Source organism: Ruegeria sp. CH5 (assembly GCF_056537025.1).
Window position 1 is genome coordinate 195,978 of record NZ_JBQFQT010000003.1, and the last position, 20,504, is coordinate 216,481.

The window sequence follows — 20,504 nt, forward strand, 5'->3', positions numbered from 1 at the left end:
TCATTGCAGAGCCCTCGGGTCGGCGGTCCGGTCATGGCCGTTTGCGCCGGGCACATGCGCCGTCTTTTCCGGCGGGGCGGGGCGCATCGTGGCGACCAGCTCGGCCACCTTCAGCCCGAACTTGCGCATTTCCGAGCGGTTCATGATCGCCCCGCTCTCGGTCAGGTACATCCAGTCGGTGACGTCCAGGGTGTGGCCCCCGGCGTCTTCGGGCAGAACGATACGATAGGTCAGTTTGACCGTCGCGCCCGAGATAACGCCGCGGCCTTCGCCGACGATGTCGTCGGCGGTTGCGGTAAAGCTGTTGCCTGTGCCCATGGTCAGGTACCATTTGCGGGTCATCTGCTTGCCGTTCGAATAGGTGAAATACTCGGTCAGAGTGCCGGAATTGCCGTTCCATTCCCCGATCATCCGCGCCACGAAGCTGTTCGACATCTTGCCGGTCGGGCCATAGATCAGCCCTTCGGACAGGATTTCCCCGTTCAGATTGTCCTTCAGCGAGAAATCGGGGCCGGTTCCGGTATAGTCCGACGGCGATTGCGCGCGAAAGCTGAGAAGGCGGGTTTTGACCGCGATCAGGGCCAATACGGCCAGTGCGGCAATCAGAAGAAATGTCATTTTGCGGGTACCTCTGTAGGCAGCGTCAGGACCATTCCGAACGCGCCGAGTTTCAGGATGCAGGGCAGCACGGCATAGGCCAGGTTGAGCGTTTCCAACGCCTGCGCCGAATTCGTCTGACCGGGCACGAAGCCGCTGCGTTCCAGCAGCGGAAGGGTGAAGAATGCAGCCAATGCCAACCCCAGTTTGCCGGCGAAAGACCAGATACCGAAGGCCGCCGAGGCATTCAGCCCCGCGCGTGTCAGCACCACCGAGAACATGGCCGGCAGAACCACCATGTCCGCCCCCAGCGCCGCCCCCGACGCCAGGCAGATCACCGCGAACCCGGCCAGGTTGCCGGGCGCCAGCATGGCTGCGCCGACAAAGCCCAAAATGGCCAGCGGCATCGCGATGATCAGAGTCTGTTTCGGGCCGATCCGGTTGCTGAGCCGCGCCCAGAGCGGCACTGTGGCACCGGCGCTGAGGAAGAACAGGATCAGCAGCGGCCCGGCCTTGCCCGGCAATTGCAGCCGGTCTTCGACGAAGAACAAGAACAGGGTCGAGGTGATCGCAACCGGCAGGCTGTTGACCAGCGCCAGCGCCAGCAGACGCAGGGCCCCGGCCTGACCCAGCCCGTCGAACGACAGGCCCCGCCCGGTGACGGGCGCGCGCCGCCAGATCGGCAATGTCAGCACCATGGTGACCAGCGCCAGCGCGCCCAGAAACAGCCCGAAGGCCGGATAGCCTTGTGCGCCCGCGCCCAAGGCCACGAACAGCGCCGGTGCGCTGGCGGCCAGAACCACGCCGGCCAGTTGCCCGCCCTCACGAAAGGCGGCGAGGGTCATCAACTCGCGCGGGGTGGCCTGTTTCGCCAGCGTCGCGCTGCGGCCATAAAGCAGGATGGTGCCCAGGCTGTAGGCGGAAAACAGCAGGATCAGGATCGCCACAAGAGCACCGACGCTCGCCCCCTGCGGCAGTGAGAACAACAGCGGAAAACCGACCGCCAGGCCTCCGGCGGCCAAGACGGCAAAACCCATCTGTGAGCCGGGCCAGCGGTCAATGGCCCAGCCGATCAGCGGGTCTTGCACCAGATCCACCAGCCGGATCAGCAGCAGAACCGTGCCGATCACGCCCAGGCCGATCCCGAGGTTCACCGCCGCGAAACGCGGCAGGTGGATGTAGAGCGGGATACCCGCCGCAGCAAGCATCAGCGCATAGAGGCTGACACGCGGATACAACATCACTGACCCCGCAGCTGACGCGTGAAAGCAGCGGACCGGGTGTTGTTGCCCAGAAAGATCGACATGAAGCTGCGCTTGATCCCCGGATAGGAGAGGGTGCAGGTCTTGCGCCCGTTGCGCCAGAATTCGACCGCGTCGGGGCCTTTGGTGACGGCAAGATAGCTGTCACCGGCGCCGACCGCCTGATAGCAGGTTTTCAACTGCGCCTCGATCGGGGCGCTGTTGCCCTGCCGGGCCATCTCGTCCAGCGTGGATTCGATCAACGCCTTCTGCTTCAACGATTTCCGATAGGTCAGCTTCAGCCCAAAATCCTGCGACCAGCTGAGCGGGCCGCCGCCTTTGGTGAACAGCTGCGCATCATAGATCGGCAGACCTAGGAACCGGAAGGTGGCAGTGCCACGCAGCTCGGCATCGGGCAGCACGTTGGTGACGGGCGTGGCCGCCAGCCCGGCAGGGGCCAGCAGAACCAGGCTCAGGATCGCTGCGTTACGGGCTGGCCGTAACCGGGACAGCGACGCTTGGATCAGGTATCGCATTTTCAGCTCCGATGGTTTGCGGATCGCCGTTCAACAGCCCGACAACATGCATCGCGCTGGCGATTCCGTCTTCGTGGAACCCGTGCCGGTTGTAGGCGCCGGCGAACCAGGTCCGGTTGCGGCCCTGCATCTCGCGGATCTGGCCCTGCGCTTTCAGCGCGGCCTTGTCGAACACCGGATGGGCGAATTCCACCTCGTCATAGATCTTGTCGGGCGCGATGTCGGAAGACGGATTCAGGGTGACGAACAGGGGGTCGCTTTCGGGGATGTTCTGCAACCGGTTCATCCAGTAGGTCACGCCCACGTTGCCCGCCTGCGAGCGGTATGTCCAGCTGGACCAGCAGGCGCGGCGGCGCGGCATCTGGCTGGGGTCGCAGTGCAAGACCGCGCGGTTGGGCTGATAGCGGATCGCGCCCAGCGCCGCGGCCTCGTCGGCGGTGGCGTTCTGGCCCAGAATGGCCAACGACTGGTCGGAATGGGTGGCCAGGATGATCTCGTCATACTGATCCGAGCGGCCCTGCGCCTGAACGGTCACGCCCAAGGCATCGCGTTCGACGTTAGAGACCGGCGCGCCCAGGCGGATGTCGCAACCCCGGCCGCGCAGAGCGGATTCGATCCGGCGGACATATTCGATGCTGCCACCCTTTACGGTCCACCACTGGTGCTGGGCGCCGCGTTTGCTGGACAGCAAGGCGTGGTTGCGGAAGAACTGCACCAGCGACCGCGCCGGAAACTGATCGACGAACTCCACCGGAGTGGACCAGATCGCGCCGCACATCGGCATCAGGTAATTGTTGCGGAACCAGTGGCCCAGCCGCATCTGGTCAACCAGTTCACCAATCGTGGTGTCATCATCCCGGGCGGCCTCGGGCGCTTCTTTGCCAAAGCGCAGGATGTCGGCGATCATCTTGTAGTACGAGGGCCGCACGAGGTTGCGCTTCTGCGCGGTGATGGTGCGCAGATTGTTCAGGCCATATTCGATGCGACCATTGTCGATGGTGGCGCCAAAGCTCATCTCGCTTTTGATGACCGACACATCCAGTTCACCGAACAGCTTGGTCAGAAAGGGATAGGTGGCATAGTTGAAGACTATGAATCCGGTATCGACCGGTTGATCCCCATTGCGGCCGGCCATTACCGTGCGGGCATGTCCGCCCAGACGGGGTTCGGCCTCGTACAGGGTGACGTCGTGGCTCTCTGACAGGTAATAAGCCGCTGATAATCCTGAGATGCCTGCGCCTACAATTGCGATTTTTTTCCGTACGCCCCGGGTTTCGTCGAACATGCCATCCTCTTTATGCGACATTTTACAATAGGATACGCAGGGTAGGCCGGACCGGATCAAATCCGGGCCATGTTTTTCCCTGTTTCCGCTGATCTGCGGGCAGTGCGTCAGGATTGCATCAATCGCGGCTGCTGGTGATCCGAGACCAGCCCGTCCGCGTAATGAAAGGTGTTATGATCGAGACAACCCAACCCAAGACCGCGGCTGTTCACGCTTCGGCATATGCGAACCGCCCGGCATGAGCAGTTTTGACGGAAAAACCTACTGGATCATCGGTGCCAGCGAAGGTCTGGGCCGGGCGCTGGCCGAAGGCTTGAGCGGTCAGGGCGCGCACCTTGTGCTGTCCGCGCGCAATGCCGAGCGGCTGGAGCAGATCTGCGCCGCGCTGCCTCATGCCCGTGCGGTGCCGCTGGACGTGACCGATCTGGCGCAGGTGCGCCGCGCCGTGGCCGAGATCGGCCCGGTCGATGGTCTGGTCTACAACGCCGGGGCCTATGAGCCGATGCGCGCGCAGGACTGGAAGACCGAAGCCGCGCTGGCCATCAGCGACGTGAACTATTCAGGCGCGCTGCGGGTTCTGGGGGAAACCGTGCCGGCCATGGTGAAGGCAGGGCGTGGCGACATTACACTGATCGGGTCGCTGGCGGGCTATCACGGACTGCCTGCGGCGATCGGGTACGGGTCCAGCAAGGCGGCGCTGATCTCGTTGGCCGAAACGATGCGGCATGACGTGGCCGGAACCGGGGTGACGGTGCGCATCGTCAATCCGGGGTTCATCAAGACCCGGCTGACCGACAAGAACAGCTTCAAGATGCCGATGCTGATGGAGCCCGAAGACGCCGCGCAGCGCGTACTGCGCGCAATGGCGCACCGGCGCTTCCGGACCGACTTTCCGGCGCCGTTCTCGTGGGTCATCCGGCTGATCGATTACCTTCCGGATCTTCTGGTTTATCGCGGAAAATAGACTCTAACCAAAGCGTCCCTGACAGAACCAGCCCGCCGACATTGTGCCGCCATGGCCGTAGAACAGCCACAGCCGCTCGCCCTGTTCGGTCACCACCACCCAGTAATCGCGCACGCCGCTGCGCCAGTTGGGGTCGTCCAGCCACCATTCCGGGGCGATCCGCTCCGGGCCGGTGGCCTGCGCCAGTTGCCAGTCGCGCCCGCGCCAGCGGAAGCTGGTGGGCACATCCGGGTGGTCGGGGGCCATCACCGGCTCGGGCCGCCACATCAGCAGGGGGCGCGGGCGCGGCGGGACGGGCCAGTCGCGGGCCGGTTCCGACCAGGCCGCCGCCAGCGTCTGCGCGGTTTTCTCGGGGATGTGCGAAGCCGCCGGGTGTTGCCGCGTGATCGCCTCGAGCCCCACCCGCGCGCCCAGCTTTCCGATCAGATCGTCCAGCGCCGTGTTCCCCTCCAGACGGTTGCGGACGGCGCGGCTGGCCTCGGCATGGCCGGTCAGGGTGCGGGCATGCACCGGCTCGGTCTGCACCGCCGCAAGCCGCAGCATGTCGATGCCATAGCCTGCGTCGATCTGGTCGATTTTCATCTCTAACAAAGGGCGAATGCGGTGTTTGTCATGGCTCGGCCGGGCCAGTCCGATCTCGATGATCTCGGCCGCCTGATCGGTGCGGTGCGCCTCGAGCCGCAGGGTCCGCGCCCCGCGCGCCTTTTCTTCCAGCCGGGCGCACAGGGTCGGCAGCATCCGGTCGATGGCGGCCATCACGTCCTCGGCCAGGCCGATCGGGTTGGGCAGGGTCATCCGCACCGCAAAGTGATGCGGGGGCCGCGCGGGCGAGACCGGCTCGGGTGCGCTGCCCATCGCCTGATCCAGCCGTAGCACCAGCCCGCGCCCGAATCGGCGGGCCAAACTGGCACGCGGCTGGCCCAGCAGGTCGCCGATCCGCCGCAGGCCCAGCCGGTTCAGCTGCGCCACGGTCTGGTCGTCCAGCCGCAGCGCCGCGATGGGCAGGGGGGCGAGCGCGCCATAGGCCTGCCCCGGCGGCGCGATCCGGGCCCCGCCGCCCACGGCCACCACCTGCGGCGCGGCACCGCCCTTGGTCCAGTGCCGCCGCTTGCCGGCGCGGGCGCGGGTGGCGCGGGCCTCTTGGGAGATGGCGTCGCCGCTGCGGTCCGAGGTGGCCTCTTGCCCGGCATAGCGCGCCAGCGCCCAGGCCGCGCCCAGCGTGTCGGCAATGCCCATCTGCACGCTCAGACCCATGTCGGCGCAGTCGGTCTCGATCACGTCCAGCAGCGCCTCTTCGCCGCCGAACAGGTGGGCGCAGCCCGACAGATCGACGATCAGGCCATCGGGCGCCTCTTCGGCGACCCAGGGGCTGAACTTGCCCGCCCAGCGGCGCAGCGCGGTCAGAAAAGCAGCCTCGGCCGGGGCGTTGCGGGGGCGGGTGACAAGGGCCGCGCACATGGCATGGGCATCGCGCACCGGCTGGCCCACGCGCAGACCGGCGGCCTGTGCATCAGTGTTCAGCGAGGTGATGACCTGCATGTTCGACTGTTCGGCCACCACCGCCAGCGGGCCTGTATGCAGGCCCCGCGCGGCGCGGATCAGCCGTTCGGCCCCCAGACGGGGGAACCACAGCGAGAGTATTCGGCGTTTGGGCATCGGGCAGACATCAAAGTGTTCTCATTTTGTTCTTATCTGAGAATCATGCCCCGAGTCGAGTCCGCCTTATCCGCAGGTCAGCCGCTGAATGACCCCGGCTCCGTTCACATAGACGTTTAGCCGGTCGATGCGGTAATCCTGCGTGGCGATGTCATCGGGGCCCAGAACGCGGCTCCGTTCCGGCAGGCTGGCCTGAATGGTCGAGACCGGTTGCCCCACGGACTGGGCAAAGGGTTCGCCCTTGCAGAAGGCCAGATCCACCGGGGCGGCATCCACCTCGGCAGAGCCCGGTTCGGGCAGGTCGGTTTCGGCGCAGGCGGCCAGGACGATCAGGATCGGGATGAACCGGTACATTGGCGCTCCTCTTTTCGGCAATGTCGTTTCTGAAATATCAAAAGCTTACAGAGACTGCCATGAAAGCGCAGTTGAAAACACCCTGTATTTGACGCAGGGTCGGGTCAAACAAGACAGGGAGACAAGCAACATGCGAACCCGTGCCGCCGTCGCCGTTCAGGCGGGCAAGCCCTTGGAAGTGATGGACGTGAACCTCGAAGGCCCCAAGGCGGGCGAGGTTCTGGTCGAGATCAAGGCCACCGGCATCTGCCATACCGACGAATTCACCCTGTCGGGCGCCGACCCCGAGGGCCTGTTTCCGGCCATTCTGGGCCACGAGGGTGCCGGCGTCGTGGTCGAGGTCGGCCCGGGCGTGACCAGCCTGAAGCCGGGCGATCACGTGATCCCGCTCTACACTCCCGAATGTCGCGAGTGCGAATACTGCCTGCACCCCAAGACCAACCTGTGCCAGGCGATCCGCGAGACGCAGGGCAAGGGTTTGATGCCCGACGGCACCTCGCGTTTCTCGACGCTGGATGGGGATCCGATCCTGCATTACATGGGATGCTCGACTTTCTCGAACCACACGGTTCTGCCCGAGATTGCACTTGCCAAGGTGCGCGAGGACGCGCCGTTCGACAAGATCTGCTATATCGGCTGTGGCGTGACCACGGGCATCGGCGCGGTGATCAACACCGCCAAAGTCGAGATCGGCAGCCGCGCCATCGTGTTCGGCCTGGGCGGCATCGGCCTGAACGTGATCCAGGGTCTGCGTCTGGCCGGGGCCGATCAGATCGTCGGCGTTGACTTGAACCCCGCCAAGGTCGAGATGGCCAAAAAATTCGGCATGACCGATTTCGTGAACCCGACCGAGGTCGAGGGCGATCTTGTCCCCTATCTGGTGAACCTGACCAAGGGCGGTGCGGATTACACCTTTGACGCCACCGGCAACGTGCAGGTGATGCGCGCGGCGCTGGAATCGGCGCACAAAGGCTGGGGCGAATCCATCATCATCGGTGTGGCACCCGCGGGGGCCGAGATCTCGACCCGTCCGTTCCAGCTGGTCACCGGCCGGTCGTGGCGCGGCACCGCCTTCGGCGGCGCGCGTGGGCGCACGGACGTGCCCAAAATCGTCGACTGGTACATGGAAGGGAAGATCGAGATCGACCCGATGATCACCCACACCATGGGCCTGGACGACATCAACACCGGCTTCGACCTGATGCACAAGGGCGAAAGCATCCGGTCGGTGGTGGTTTATTGAGGCTTGGGTCACCTTGACAAAAATTGGACGGCGCAGTCGATCTGCGCCGTTTTTTTGTGGCGGCTCAGCTCAAGACTGGTCGGTGTTCGACTTTGGCCTTGCTGATGCGCCCGTATCTACGCGTGGCGAACGCACACGTAGAACTGGTTTGTTCGTGGACACGTCTGCCCGGCTTTCGCGCCAGACGACGAAGATGCCCGATGCGATGATGATCGCGGCACCCACGGCCACCCATTTGTCGGGCTTTTCCCCAAAGAACACCGCGCCGAAAATCGTGGCCCAGATGATCTGGCTGTACTGGCTGGGTGCAACCACGCCCGCCGGTGCCGCGCGATAGGCCAGGATGATCAGGTGCTGGGCGATCACCGAAAACACGCCGACCAAAGCCATCATCGCCAGATGGATCAGAGAGGGCGGCTGATAGACCGCCGGTTGCGCAAGGCTCATGACCGCGATCGCCAGCAGCATCGGATAAAGGATCAGCACCGCCGAGCGTTCCTCGTTTCCGATCTTTCGCACCAGCACGGATGCGAAGGCGCTGCAGAACGCGGCCGTCAGGGCGGCAAGGTGGCCGAGGGTGATCTCGGTCGCGCCGGGGCGCAGGACGATCAGCACTCCGATCAGGCCCACGCCCACTGCGGCCCAGCGTTGGGCGCGCACGACCTCGCCCAGTATCGGGATCGACAGGACGGTGACGATCAGCGGAAAGGAAAACAGCAGCGAATAAACCTCGGCCAGGGGCAGGACCGAAAAGGCGTAGAAGGCACAGGACATCGACGTGACCATCAGCCCCGAGCGTAGCATCACCAGCCACGGGTGATGCGGCCGAAAATTGCCAGCGGTCCGGTCCGCGAGGATCGTGACCGCCATCGGCACAAAGGAAAACAGCGTGGCAAAAAAGATGATCTGCAGCACGGAATAGGTGCCGCCCAGCGTCTTGATCAGCGCGTCATGGGTGGCAAAGACGGCAAACCCGAGAAAGGCAAAGCCAAGTCCCTGCAGGGTCGAGTTCTGTGTGCTCATCTGGCTGGTCCCGGGCGATTGGATGCTGTGGCAGGTGTCTGAGGCCTGATTAAACCCAATCGGCAGAGTCGGATAGTCCAAACTTTACCGCTAACATCCCTGCAGGGCCGGCCGTTCAGCGCAGGATCGGCGGAGCCCCGGCCGGTTGGCGGGCGGCCGCGACACCGGCCTGCATCCCCGCGCCGATGCGTCGGGCCAGCGCCACCCAGGGCGTGGCCGTTTCCGGGGGCAGGGTGCCGTGGGCGACCTCTTCGAACAGGTCCAGCCAATGGGCAAACATTTCGGGTTTCACGTCCGGACGCTCGATATGCACACGCTGCGGATTGCCGCTGTAGCCGCGCTCGTACAGGATGGCGTTGCGCCAGAAGGCGGCGATCCGGTCCTCATGCGCGGGCCAGTCGGTGACGTGACGGTTGAAGATCGGGCCCAGCACGGCGTCCTGCCGGACGCGGGCGTAGAACGCGGCGACCTGCGCGCGGATCTGGTCGGGCGTGGCGGGAAAGCGTGGGGGCAGCACGGGCCGGGTCATGATCGGGGCTTTCGATTCAGGCTCTGTTCCGGGCAGATACCGCGTTTTCCGGCCCGGATGCAGGGGCGGAATTGTCGCGCTGCCCCGGCGTCAGCAGGTGCCGCAACAGGGCCACCGGGTGTGCCCGCAGGCTCAGGCGGGTGGCGACGTAATCCTCGACCACCTGTTCACCCAGCGACATCTGCGGCAGATGGGCGGCGGGCTCGTCCAGCGCCTCGCCTTCCAGATCCTGCGCGAACAGGGGCAGAGGCCGGGCGGTGGCGATCGCCTTGGCCTGCCACAGCGCCTCGCGCCGGGTCAGGCCGCAGGCGGCAAAGGCATCGGCCTCGGCCAGACGCTCGATCACCGAGGGGCCAAGGCCCGCGCGGCGCCAGACGTCGTCAACCTGATGGTAGCCGTTGCCGCGCGCGGCGGTCAGCCAACTGGCGTCCTCTTCGCTCAGGCCCTTGATCTGGCGAAAGCCCAGCCGCAGGGCCAGCCCGCCATGGCCGTCTGGCTCCATCACGTTGTCCCAGAAGCTGGCATTGATGCAGACCGGACGCACTTGCACGCCATGCTCGCGCGCATCGCGCACGATCTGGGCGGGGGCATAGAACCCCATTGGTTGCGAATTCAGCAGCGCGCAGGCAAAAATCCCCGGATGGTGGCACTTGATCCAGGCGCTGGCATAGACCAGCAGCGCAAAGCTGGCCGCATGGCTTTCGGGGAAGCCGTAGGAGCCGAACCCCTCGATCTGCGAGAAACAGCGCTCGGCAAATTCGGCGTCATAGCCGTTGCGCTGCATCCCGCGCAGGAACAGGGTGCGGAATTCGCTGACATTGCCGTGCTTCTTGAAGGTCGCCAGCGACCGCCGCAGCCGGTCGGCCTGTTCGGGGGTGAAGCCCGCGCCGACGATGGCGATCTGCATCGCCTGTTCCTGAAACAGCGGCACGCCCAGCGTCTTGCCCAGCACCTCGCCCAGCGCGTCCGAGGGGAAGCTGACCTCCTCCTCGCCGTTCCGACGCCGGATATAGGGATGCACCATGTCGCCCTGGATGGGGCCGGGGCGAATGATGGCGACCTCGATCACCAGATCATAGAAATTGCGCGGCCGCATCCGGGGCAGGAAGTTCATCTGAGCACGTGATTCCACCTGGAACACGCCCACCGAATCCGCGCGGCACAGCATGTCATAGACCGCCGGGTCCTCGGGCGGCAGGGTGGCGAGCGTGTAACTCGTCTGATGGTGCTGGGCGATCAGGTCGAAGGCCTTGCGGATGCAGGTCAGCATGCCAAGGCTCAGGACATCGACCTTGAGGATGCCCAGACTGTCGATGTCGTCCTTGTCCCAGCAGATGACCGTGCGGTCCTCCATCGTGGCGTTCTCGATGGGCACCAGCTCGTCCAGACGGCCCTCGGTGATGATGAACCCGCCCACATGCTGGGACAGGTGGCGGGGGAAGCCGTTGATCTGATGCACCAGTGTCAGAGTCTGTTTCAGGCGGCGGTCCTCGGGGTCGAGGCCGATTTCGCGCATCCGTTCCGCCTCGAGCCCTGCGGTCGAGAAGAACCCCCACAGCTGCGAGGACAGGGCGGAAATCGTGTCCTCGGTCAGGCCCATGGCGCGGCCCACCTCGCGGATGGCGCGCTTGCCGCGATAGTGGATCACCGTGGCGCACAGCCCCGCGCGGTGGCGGCCATAGCGTTCATAGATGTGCTGGATCACCTCTTCGCGGCGTTCATGTTCGAAATCCACGTCGATGTCGGGCGGCTCGTCCCGCGCCTCGGAGACGAAGCGTTCGAACACCATGGTGCCCATCTCGGGGCTGACCGAGGTGACGCCCAGGCAGTAGCAGACCACCGAATTGGCCGCCGAGCCGCGCCCCTGGCACAGGATCCCGCGACCGCGGGCGAAGTGCACGATGTCGCGGACGGTCAGGAAATAGGGCTCGTATTTCAGCTTGCCGATCAGGGTCAGCTCATGCGCCAGCATCGCCTTGACCTTTTCGGGCGCGCCGGCGGGATAGCGCCAGGCCAGCCCCTCATGCGCCAGACGGTGCAGGCGCTGGGCGGGGGTTTCGGTGCCGCTGACCTCGCTTGGGTATTCATAGCGTAGCTCGTCCAACGAGAAGGTGAGTTCCTGGCTGAGCGCATAAGCGCGGGCCACGGCGCCTTCATGCCCCTTGAAGATGCGCAGCATCTCGGGTTCCGAGCGCAGGCGCTGTTCGCCATTGGCCAGCGCGTGACGGCCCAGATCGTCCACCTTGCGGCGCAGCCGGATCGCGGTCAGCACATCGGCCAGCCGGCGGCGCGAGCCGTGATGCATCATCGGCGCGGCGCTGGCGATGGTGGGCAGGCCCAGGTGGCACGATTCAGTCTCTAACAAATGGAAAAACGCCGAATCCGCCCCGTCATAGCGCGGATGCATCAGCAAATGCATGCGCCCGGTAAAGCGGCGCGTCAGCTGTTGCGCCTGTGTCCGCCATCCGCTCGCGCCGCCGGTCGGACGGCCCGCCTGTGGCCAGAGCAGCAGGTGGAGGCCGTCGGAAAACTCCAGCAGGTCGGACAGGTGCAGGATGCAGTCGCCCTTGGCCGCGCGCAGCCGTCCGGTGGACAGAAGGCGGCACAGGCTGGCCCAGCCCTGCCGGTTGAGGGGCAGGGCGGTTACGGGCGGGGCGTCGGTAAAGATCAGCCGCGCCGCCGGGATCAGGCGCGGCACCGCATGCACCGGGAACGAGGGCGGTTTCGGGATGTGATCGGGGCGGGGCGGGCCGATGGGCGTGTTCTGTTCTTCCCACGCGCGGCGTTCGCGCACCTTGCGGGCGATCTCGCGCGCCTGCGTATGGGCGCGGACGATGCCGGCCACCGAGTTGTTATCGGCGATGGCGATGGCGGGCAGGCCCAGGGTGACGGCGCGTTCCATGTACTCCTCGGGGTGCGAGGCCCCGGTGAGAAAGGTGAAGTTCGAGGTGATCGACAGCTCGGCATACATGGCGATTCCACATTATATTCACGTTTTGTTCTTTTTCGAGTCCCTGTCTGCATTGCGCAGGAAACGGGTCGTCTGCCCGCGTGTTGCAGGCGCATTGTCAGGGCAACAAAAGGAGACTCGAGATGTTCAAGATCACCGCCCTGCCCACCGACGAAGTACGCGCCTTTCAGGCAGGCGCGCCCGATGCCTACGGACACGCGCCTGAACGCGCGGTATCAACCGGAACCGGAAATCCGTGCCGCCATTGCTTGCAGCACATTCCCGAAGGTGCAGAAATGCTGATTCTGGCCCATCGGCCTTTTGCAGAGACACATCCTTATGCCGAAACGGGGCCGATCTTCCTGTGTGCAAGCCCTTGTGAACGGTATGAAGGGACTGATCTGCCAGAGGTTCTGACCTCATCGCCCGATTATCTGATCAAGGGCTATGGCCGCGATGACCGGATTGTCTACGGTACCGGCGTCGTGACACCCACCGGACGGATCAGCGCGGCGGTGGATGCAATACTTGCCCGCCCCGAGGTGGCCTATATCCATGTACGCTCGGCCCGGAACAACTGCTATCAGGCGCGGATCGACCGGGTCACAGCTTGACCCGGTGCAGACCCCGGCGCGGCTGGTCCTGATCGTCGGCCGGGGCATCGTCGGCGCGCGAGGAGGTGAGGGCAAGGAACACGTCCTCGAGATCGGCCTCTTCGGTGCGCACGTCGCGGATGCGGATGCCGGCCTGGCGGACCGCCTCGAGCACTTGCTCGGCGCTGGTTTCCGGGCTGCGGTAGTGCAGCGCCAGGCTGCCGTCGTCGCGCAGGCTGGCCTGAACGCCGGGGGCGGCGGGCAGGGCGGTTACCGGGGCCTCGGGGGTGATGACCATGGTGCGTCCGTCCATGCGGCCCAGCAGGTTGGCGGTGCTGTCCTGCGCCACCTTCTCGCCGTGGTCGATGATGGCGATCTCGTCGCACATCTCCTGCGCCTCTTCCAGGTAGTGGGTGGTCAGGATGATGGTCATGCCCTGCTGGTTCAGCTTGCGCACATTGGCCCACAGCATCTGGCGCAGTTCGATGTCCACGCCGGCGGTGGGTTCGTCCAGAACCAGGATTTTGGGGTGGTGCACCAGTGCCTTGGCCAGCAGCAGGCGCCGCCGCATCCCGCCCGACAGCGTGCGGGCATAGGCCTCGGCCTTGTCGCTGAGGCCCACTAGTTCGAGGATCTCGTCGCTGCGCCGCTGCGATTTGGGAACGCCATAGAGCCCCGCCTGCACCTCGAGCGCGCCGCGGGGGGTAAAGAACGGGTCGAGGTTCAGCTCCTGCGGCATCACCCCGATGGCGGCGCGGGCCTGGCGCGGGTTGCGATCCTGGTCATAGCCCCAGATCGTCACCTGGCCCGCGGTCTTGATCACCAACCCCGCCAGGATGTTGATCAGGGTCGATTTGCCGGCGCCGTTCGGCCCCAGCAGGCCGAAGACAGACCCGCGCGGGATATCCAGATCGATGCCCTTCAGCGCGTGTTTCTCGGGCTGGCCCTTGCCGCCGCGATAGGTTTTGCGCAGGCCGCGAAGGCTGATCGCTGCATCGGTCATTGCTGGCTCTTGCCCCCGGTTTCCTGATCGCTCATAAACGCACCTAATGCATGCCCGCGAGGCCGACAACCAGTGAAGGATCGCACGCCGTGACAATCGAAGCTCCGGAAACCAAGATCGTCGAGACAAGCCGCGTTGCCTGTGATGGCGGCGAGGGCGCGCTGGGCCATCCGCGCGTCTGGTTGCAGATCCCCGAGGATCAGGGCTGGGTCGAGTGCCCCTATTGCGATTGCAAGTATGTTCTGAAGGACGCACAGCAACACTGATTGCCTGCCCAACCGCGGTCCGCCCAAATCTCGCCGCGATTTTCACCTAGTGCGTTGGTGTGACCAACGTAGGTGCGAATGATGACCGATATGACTGCTGCTGATACCGGCAATCCGGTTTTTGGTTGGGCCGGGTTTATGCTTGCGGTACTGGCCCTGTTCGCAGCCTTGTTCGTGTTCTGGGCAGGGCCGTTCGCACCGCAGCAATCCACCGGCGTGACGCTGGGCGAACTGGCCGCCGAGTTGGGTAAATCGACCCTGCGGGCCGCCGCGGGGATGGAGCAGCCTGCGCCGGTCGCGCCCACCCGCGATCTGGATGACTTTCTGCAGATCGGCGTCGCCATGCTGGGCGGGTTGGCGATCGTCGTCTCGGTCATCGGCATCCTGCGGCACGAAAAACGCCGCCCGGCCATCGCCGGTTTGGTCATCGGAACGGGCGCGATCCTGTTCCAGTTCTTCGCGATGGCGTTTTTTGCGTTCCTCGGTGCGCTGGTCATCATGGCGCTGCTGAACAGTTTCTCGGATGTTTTCAGCGGTCTGTTTGGCGGCTAGGGCGCGTTCCTGACTGGTCACTCGGCTGCCCCTGTGGCAGAACCGTCCCTGACCGACAGGGAGAGCGCGCATGAGCAAATTCGGAAAAGGCTGCCATCTGCATCTGATCGACGGATCGGCCTTCATCTTTCGCGCCTATCACGCCCTTCCGCCGCTGACGCGGAAATCGGACGGGCTGCCGATTGGCGCCGTTTCGGGCTTTTGCAACATGCTGCAGCGGTACGTGGATGGCGACCACGGCCCTGACGCGCCGACCCATCTGGCAGTGATCTTCGACAAGGGCTCGCACACCTTCCGCAACGACATGTACGACCTGTACAAGGCCAACCGCGAGGCGATGCCCGAGGACCTGCGCCCGCAGATCCCGCTGACCCGGCAGGCGACCGAGGCCTTCAACATCGCCTGCAAAGAGCTGGAGGGGTACGAGGCCGACGACATCATCGCCACGTTGGCCTGCCAGGCGCGCCAGGCCGGCGGGCGGGTGACCATCGTCAGCTCGGACAAGGACCTGATGCAGCTGGTGGGCGACGGTGTCGAGATGCTGGATGCCATGAAGAACAAGCGCATCGACCGCGAGGGGGTGTTCGAGAAATTCGGCGTCTACCCCGAGCGCGTCGTCGATGTGCAGGCGCTGGCCGGCGACAGCGTCGACAACGTGCCGGGTGCGCCGGGGATCGGGATCAAGACGGCGGCGCTGCTGATCAACGAGTTCGGCGATCTGGAGACGCTGCTGGACCGCGCCGAGGAGATCAAGCAACCCAAGCGCCGCGAAACTCTGATCGAGAAACGAGATCAGATCGAGCTGTCGAAGAGGCTGGTGCAGCTGGATTGCGAAACACCGCTGGACTTCACGCTGGATGATCTGGAGCTGCGCGATCCCGATCCGGACAAGCTGATGGAGTTCCTGGCCGAGATGGAGTTCCGCACTCTGACCAAGCGGATCGCCGACAAGCTGGGCGTCGAACCGCCGGTGATCGCGGATACTCCGGCGCCGGCGGCAGATGAGCCGCAGGCCGAGGACATTCCGTTCGATGCCAGAAAATACGAATGCGTGCGCGATGCGGCTGCGCTGCGGAAATGGATCGATCAGGCCTATGAGCGCGGCTGGCTGGCCGTGGATACCGAGACCACGGGCCTGAACGAAATGATCGCCGATCTGGTCGGCATCTCGCTGTGTATCGAGCCCGGCGAGGCCTGCTATATCCCGCTGACCCACCGCGACGGAGCCAGCGACGACCTGTTCGGCTCGGACGCGCTGGCCGAGGGGCAGATGCCGCTGGATGAGGCGCTGGAGATGCTCAAGCCGGTGCTTGAGGATCCGTCGATCCTGAAGATCGGACAGAACATGAAATATGACGCCAAGATCTTTGCGCGCTATGGCGTGGATGTGGCCTCGATCGACGATACGATGCTGATGTCCTATGCCATGCATGCGGGCGAGCATGGGCATGGCATGGACACGCTGTCCGAACGCTATCTGGGCCACACGCCGATCCCGATCAAGCCGCTCTTGGGCTCGGGCAAATCGGCGATCACCTTCGACAAGGTGCCGATTGACGAGGCCACCCCCTATGCCGCCGAGGATGCCGACATCACCCTGCGCCTGTGGAAGCTGTTCAAGCCGCAGTTGCACCGGGTTCAGGTGACCACCGTCTATGAAACGCTCGAGCGCCCCCTTGTGCCGGTTCTGGCCGAGATGGAGATGCATGGCATCAAGGTCGACCGCGACGTGCTGAGCCGCATGTCGAACGCCTTTGCCCAGAAAATGGCCTGTTTAGAGGCTGAAATCCACGAGCTGGCCGGAGAAACCTTCAACGTCGGCTCGCCTGCGCAGCTGGGCGAGATCCTGTTTGAAAAGATGGGTCTGGAAGGCGGCAAGAAGGGCAAGACCGGCAAGTATTCGACCGGTGCCGACGTGCTGGAAGATCTGGCGACCGAGCATGAACTGCCGCGCCGTGTGCTGGACTGGCGGCAACTGTCCAAGCTGAAATCGACCTATACCGACGCGCTGCAGACCCATATCAACCCCGACACGGGGCGGGTGCATACATCCTACGCCATCACCGGGGCGAACACGGGGCGTCTGGCCTCGACCGACCCCAACCTGCAGAACATCCCGGTGCGCACCGAGGAGGGCCGCCGCATCCGTGAGGCTTTCATCGCCGAGCCGGGCAATGTTCTGGTTTCGCTGGACTATTCACAGATCGAGCTGCGCATCCTGGCCCATATCGCCGATATTCCGGCCTTGAAACAGGCCTTTGCCGACGGGCTGGACATTCACGCCATGACCGCGTCGGAAATGTTCGACGTGCCGTTGGACGAGATGACGCCCGAGATCCGTCGCAAGGCCAAGGCGATCAATTTCGGCGTGATCTACGGCATTTCGGGCTTTGGCCTGGCGCGCAACCTGCGTATTCCGCGGGCCGAGGCGCAGGGCTTCATCGACCGCTATTTCGAACGCTTCCCGGGTATCCGGCGCTACATGGATGACACCATCGCCTTTGCCAAAGAGCATGGCTATGTGCAGACCCTGTTTGGTCGCAAGATCCACACGGCAGAAATCAATGCCAAGGGGCCGCATGCGGGGTTTGCCCGCCGGGCGGCGATCAACGCGCCGATCCAGGGTACCGCGGCGGACGTGATCCGGCGGGCGATGGTGCGGATGCCCGAGGCGATCGACGGGCTGCCGGCCAAGATGCTGCTGCAGGTGCACGACGAACTGCTGTTCGAAGTGGCCGAAGACGCGGTGGACAAGATCATCGAGATTGCCCGAGACGTGATGGAAAACGCGCCCGATCCAGCGGTGAAGCTGGACGTGAAACTGACGGTGGATGCGGGCAAAGGCGCCAACTGGGCCGAGGCGCATTAGGCAAGCGCCGTGCCGCTCATCAGGCCCGGCGGGCCATCTTCGCGGCAGGTCAGGCCTCGGGCCTGACTAACAGCGCGACCAGCCGACGGGTCAACGGTGCCATGACCAGAACCACAGCAAACGCCACCGGCCAGCTGATGCTCCACGCGCCCATCCAGCTGACAAAGGTCTCGGGGCCCAGCCCGATCTCTTTGACCGTTGCGATGCAGGTCACGATGCAGGACATCAGCCCCGACAGGATCAATCCGAACAGGACGGGGGCAAAGCGGGCGGGGATCATGCGGCTGTTCCTCTGCTGAGTTGCCGCTTCGTATGCGATATCCAAGATGTGATTTCCAGTGCGCAGGTGCACAGGCCTATCGCATCCAGTGCAGAGAGGCGTCGGTGCGCCGCGTCGAGGGCGTGTATTCGGCGCTGACCCAGCCATCATAGCCGCTGTCGTCGATCGCTGCGAACAACGCGGGGAAATCGGTCTCGTCCCGGCCAGGTTCCGACCGGTCGGGGGCCGATCCGATCTGAACATGTAAGATCCGGTCGCGGAATCTGTCCCAGATGGCCTGTGCATCGCCATGGATCATCCGGGCATGAAAGCTGTCGAATTGCAGGCCCACATTCGGACGGTCGATCCGGTCCAGGCACGCGGCGGCCAGATCATAGTCGTTGAGGAAGTATCCGGGCTGCGAGACCGGGTTCAGCGGTTCGATCGTGAACCGTTGATGCGGCGCAAAATCCGCAGCCCATTGCAGATTGCGCACAAAACAGTCCCGTGCGTCCGCCCCCGAGGCATAGCCCGCCATCACGTGGATCAAACCGGGCTTCAGCGCCTCGGCATAGCGCAGGACGCGGCGGATGTCGGACTGGAACCGCCCTTCGCCCCCCGGAACAGCCGCATAGCCCGGCTGGCCGCCGGTATAGTTGGGCGGCGGCGCGTTGATCAGCACAAGGTCCAGACCGTTGGTCATCAATGCGCGACGGGTTTCCTTGGCCGCCAGGTCATAGGGAAACAGGATCTCAACTGCCTTGAACCCGGCATCCGCGGCCGCCTTGAATCGGTCGAGATAGGGCAGCTCGGCAAAGAGCAGCGAGATATTGGCGGCAAATCGGGGCATTGTCCTCTCGGTCCGATGGCGTGCTGACCTTAGTCGCGGGCGGTGCGCAGAGAAAGGGTTTGAAAACGACAATATGTCGAAAATCGGCCAGACCGGCGTGGGCCGAATGTGAAGGGTCGGGGTATTGCAGCGAATCATTTTCGTAGCGCTGCACCAACAAAAGGATTGAAACCGATGGCCATGAGTCCGGACCCCGTTCGCGGGCCCAGTTTCGCTGTGCCCGGTGCGCGGCAATCCGCCTTGTCCGGAAACGGGTTGGCGGTGGCGTCGATGCTGACCTGGGCGGCCGGATTCCCGGCGGCCGAAATCCTGCTGCAGACCTGGCCGCCGGTTGCCTTGCTGGCCGCGCGGCTGATGCTGGCGGTGGCCGTGATGATTCCGATCTGGCTGTGGATCGATGGCGCGGATGCGGTGCTGCGGGCGCGCTGGGCCCATGCGATGAGAGTGGGCGGGTTTGGACTTGGCTTGGGCATGTTCCTGATCATCCTGGCGCAGAAACTGACCGATCCCGTAACCGTTGCCATCATCGCCTCCTGCGCGCCTTTGATTGCGACACTGCTCGAGCTGGCTGCGGGAACGCGCAGATTGCGGTGGAACTTCGCGCTGGGGGTTGCCGTTTCGATCATAGGCGGCCTGATCGCAACCAGCGCGGTGGCGCCGGCCCAGCTGGGGTTGGGCGCGCTTTGCGCCATCGCCTCGACCGCGCTGTTCTGCTGGGCCAGCATGGCGACCGCGCGGGACTTCCCGGACCTCAGCCAGACCGGACGTACCACGATCACGCTGATCGGCGGCACGTTCATGGCCGGCGCGCTGTTCTATCTGTCGAGCGTCCTCGGGTTCGAAGTCTGGCCATCGTCGCCGATCGACCCGCAGCAGGCAGGAATGCTGGCGATCTACGCCGTGATCTCTCTCGGCCTCAGCCAGGTCCTGTTCATCGCTTCGATCGGCCGGCTGGGTGTTGCTCTGGCGTCATTCCACATCAATGTGGCCCCGTTCTACGTGATGCTCATCATGGTGGTTCTGGGTTCGGAGTGGAACTGGACCCGGGCGCTGGGCGCCGGAGTCGTGGCGCTGGCGGTTGTCCTTGCGCAAGACCGTCCCGCACGACGGGTTGCCTAAGGCGTTTCCTCGGCGCGACCCAAGACAAAGAACTGCCCGCCGGACCAGACCCCGACCTGCCCGGCGCGTTCCGTCGCAATGTCCACAAGGCGGTAGAAACTCTTGCGGTCGATCCGCGCCTCAAGGTTTGATCGCACCAATATATAGGGTCTGGGTTCGTTTGTTTCCGGGTCGATGGCCACCCGTATCGGGTGATCCGGACCCGCCGACACCGTATCGCCGACATGGGTGGTAAAGGTCAGAACCTGATCCTCGTCCGCGCCGGTCCGGTCGAAATCGACCGCCACAAACGGCGCGTCTTCGACCCTGATGCCGACCTTCTCGACCGGGGTGACCAGAAAATAGGCGTCCCCTTCATTCTTAAGAATTGAGGAAAAAAGCTTCACAAGCTCGAACCGGGTGATGGGCGACCCTAGGTAATACCAGGTGCCATCGCGCGCGATGCGCATGTCCAGATCGCCGCAGAACGGAGGATTCCAGCTTTCGACAGGGGGCAGACCCCGCGGTTTGGCCGCCTTGACCGAGGCCGCCAGACCCTCAGGGGACGGTTTCACAGGATTTTGTCCGCTCATTGTTTTTGCCATTTCCTCTCAGCGCGATACACTTCAACCATAA

Annotated in this window: 20 protein-coding genes; 7 read left to right on the forward strand and 13 right to left on the reverse strand. The window is 64.4% G+C overall.

The features are described from left to right. The 4 genes from ACR0JC_RS11285 to ACR0JC_RS11300 are packed head-to-tail and all read right to left on the reverse strand — an operon-like array spanning nt 1 to nt 3,659. The gene (locus ACR0JC_RS11285; RefSeq protein ID WP_170342870.1) at nt 1-618 is read right to left on the reverse strand and encodes a DUF3833 family protein; all 618 of its coding nucleotides are present in this window, start codon (nt 616-618) and stop codon (nt 1-3) included. Beyond that, nucleotides 615-1,838 carry an MFS transporter gene (locus ACR0JC_RS11290; protein ID WP_170342872.1) on the reverse strand — a complete coding sequence of 408 codons (1,224 nt, stop codon included), beginning with the start codon at nt 1,836-1,838 and terminating at the stop codon, nt 615-617. Before ACR0JC_RS11290 ends, ACR0JC_RS11285 begins: the two co-directional genes overlap by 4 nt. After that, the gene (locus tag ACR0JC_RS11295; RefSeq protein WP_170342875.1) at nt 1,838-2,374 is read right to left on the reverse strand and encodes a hypothetical protein; all 537 of its coding nucleotides are present in this window, start codon (nt 2,372-2,374) and stop codon (nt 1,838-1,840) included. The genes ACR0JC_RS11290 and ACR0JC_RS11295 overlap by 1 nt, the downstream gene beginning before the upstream one ends. Further along, entirely contained in the window at nt 2,325-3,659 is a 1,335-nt protein-coding gene (locus ACR0JC_RS11300) for an NAD(P)/FAD-dependent oxidoreductase (protein WP_170342877.1), read from the reverse strand. Before ACR0JC_RS11300 ends, ACR0JC_RS11295 begins: the two co-directional genes overlap by 50 nt. 238 nt (nt 3,660-3,897) lie before the next feature. Between ACR0JC_RS11300 and ACR0JC_RS11305 the strand changes: the two genes are divergently transcribed. Beyond that, complete coding sequence (locus ACR0JC_RS11305; RefSeq protein ID WP_170342879.1) at nt 3,898-4,623, forward strand: SDR family NAD(P)-dependent oxidoreductase; 726 nt, start codon at nt 3,898-3,900, stop codon at nt 4,621-4,623. Between the two features lie 3 nt (nt 4,624-4,626). Here the strand turns inward: ACR0JC_RS11305 and ACR0JC_RS11310 are convergent, their stop codons facing one another. Further along, complete coding sequence (locus tag ACR0JC_RS11310; protein ID WP_170370321.1) at nt 4,627-6,279, reverse strand: DUF6504 family protein; 1,653 nt, start codon at nt 6,277-6,279, stop codon at nt 4,627-4,629. 66 nt (nt 6,280-6,345) lie between these two features. Continuing rightward, complete coding sequence (locus tag ACR0JC_RS11315; protein ID WP_170341819.1) at nt 6,346-6,633, reverse strand: I78 family peptidase inhibitor; 288 nt, start codon at nt 6,631-6,633, stop codon at nt 6,346-6,348. 130 nt (nt 6,634-6,763) lie between these two features. Between ACR0JC_RS11315 and ACR0JC_RS11320 the strand changes: the two genes are divergently transcribed. Beyond that, nucleotides 6,764-7,876, forward strand: a complete 1,113-nt coding sequence (locus ACR0JC_RS11320) for an S-(hydroxymethyl)glutathione dehydrogenase/class III alcohol dehydrogenase (protein ID WP_170341821.1) — start codon at nt 6,764-6,766, stop codon at nt 7,874-7,876. 69 nt (nt 7,877-7,945) lie between these two features. Here the strand turns inward: ACR0JC_RS11320 and ACR0JC_RS11325 are convergent, their stop codons facing one another. The 3 genes from ACR0JC_RS11325 to ACR0JC_RS11335 form a co-directional block, all read right to left on the reverse strand. Further along, nucleotides 7,946-8,899: a DMT family transporter gene (locus tag ACR0JC_RS11325; protein ID WP_170341822.1), complete on the reverse strand. Its 954-nt coding sequence runs from the start codon at nt 8,897-8,899 to the stop codon at nt 7,946-7,948. Between the two features lie 115 nt (nt 8,900-9,014). After that, complete coding sequence (locus ACR0JC_RS11330) at nt 9,015-9,428, reverse strand: group III truncated hemoglobin (RefSeq protein WP_170341824.1); 414 nt, start codon at nt 9,426-9,428, stop codon at nt 9,015-9,017. Nucleotides 9,429-9,444: 16 nt separating this feature from the next. After that, on the reverse strand, nt 9,445-12,399 hold the full coding sequence (locus tag ACR0JC_RS11335; protein ID WP_170341826.1) for an error-prone DNA polymerase: 2,955 nt from the start codon (nt 12,397-12,399) through the stop codon (nt 9,445-9,447). Between the two features lie 122 nt (nt 12,400-12,521). Here ACR0JC_RS11335 and ACR0JC_RS11340 point away from each other — a divergent pair, with 122 nt between their 5' ends. Beyond that, complete coding sequence (locus tag ACR0JC_RS11340) at nt 12,522-12,992, forward strand: DUF1203 domain-containing protein (RefSeq protein ID WP_170340942.1); 471 nt, start codon at nt 12,522-12,524, stop codon at nt 12,990-12,992. On the opposite strand, the gene ACR0JC_RS11345 is transcribed toward ACR0JC_RS11340, so the two are convergent. After that, a complete protein-coding gene (locus ACR0JC_RS11345) occupies nt 12,982-13,974 on the reverse strand; it encodes an ABC transporter ATP-binding protein (protein ID WP_170341828.1) in 993 nt (330 codons plus the stop codon). The two genes, ACR0JC_RS11340 and ACR0JC_RS11345, sit on opposite strands and share 11 nt — an antisense overlap. A gap of 89 nt (nt 13,975-14,063) precedes the next feature. On the opposite strand from ACR0JC_RS11345, the gene ACR0JC_RS11350 reads away from it, so the two are divergent. From ACR0JC_RS11350 to polA, 3 genes are all read left to right on the forward strand, one after another. Next, nucleotides 14,064-14,240, forward strand: a complete 177-nt coding sequence (locus ACR0JC_RS11350; protein WP_005980050.1) for a zinc-finger domain-containing protein — start codon at nt 14,064-14,066, stop codon at nt 14,238-14,240. Between the two features lie 81 nt (nt 14,241-14,321). Beyond that, nucleotides 14,322-14,792, forward strand: a complete 471-nt coding sequence (locus ACR0JC_RS11355) for a hypothetical protein (protein ID WP_170341830.1) — start codon at nt 14,322-14,324, stop codon at nt 14,790-14,792. Nucleotides 14,793-14,862: 70 nt separating this feature from the next. Continuing rightward, nucleotides 14,863-17,661: a DNA polymerase I gene (gene polA / locus ACR0JC_RS11360; RefSeq protein WP_170341831.1), complete on the forward strand. Its 2,799-nt coding sequence runs from the start codon at nt 14,863-14,865 to the stop codon at nt 17,659-17,661. 49 nt (nt 17,662-17,710) lie between these two features. Here polA and ACR0JC_RS11365 read toward each other — a convergent pair whose 3' ends face one another. Both ACR0JC_RS11365 and ACR0JC_RS11370 read right to left on the reverse strand, forming a co-directional pair. Then, nucleotides 17,711-17,941 carry a DUF2798 domain-containing protein gene (locus tag ACR0JC_RS11365; RefSeq protein ID WP_170341832.1) on the reverse strand — a complete coding sequence of 77 codons (231 nt, stop codon included), beginning with the start codon at nt 17,939-17,941 and terminating at the stop codon, nt 17,711-17,713. Between the two features lie 76 nt (nt 17,942-18,017). Continuing rightward, the gene (locus tag ACR0JC_RS11370; RefSeq protein WP_170341834.1) at nt 18,018-18,770 is read right to left on the reverse strand and encodes a hydroxypyruvate isomerase family protein; all 753 of its coding nucleotides are present in this window, start codon (nt 18,768-18,770) and stop codon (nt 18,018-18,020) included. Between the two features lie 180 nt (nt 18,771-18,950). Between ACR0JC_RS11370 and ACR0JC_RS11375 the strand changes: the two genes are divergently transcribed. Next, a complete protein-coding gene (locus ACR0JC_RS11375; protein ID WP_170373009.1) occupies nt 18,951-19,889 on the forward strand; it encodes a DMT family transporter in 939 nt (312 codons plus the stop codon). On the opposite strand, the gene ACR0JC_RS11380 is transcribed toward ACR0JC_RS11375, so the two are convergent. After that, complete coding sequence (locus ACR0JC_RS11380; RefSeq protein ID WP_170341838.1) at nt 19,886-20,461, reverse strand: DUF1285 domain-containing protein; 576 nt, start codon at nt 20,459-20,461, stop codon at nt 19,886-19,888. The genes ACR0JC_RS11375 and ACR0JC_RS11380 overlap by 4 nt on opposite strands. Between the last annotated feature and the right edge of the window lie 43 nt (nt 20,462-20,504).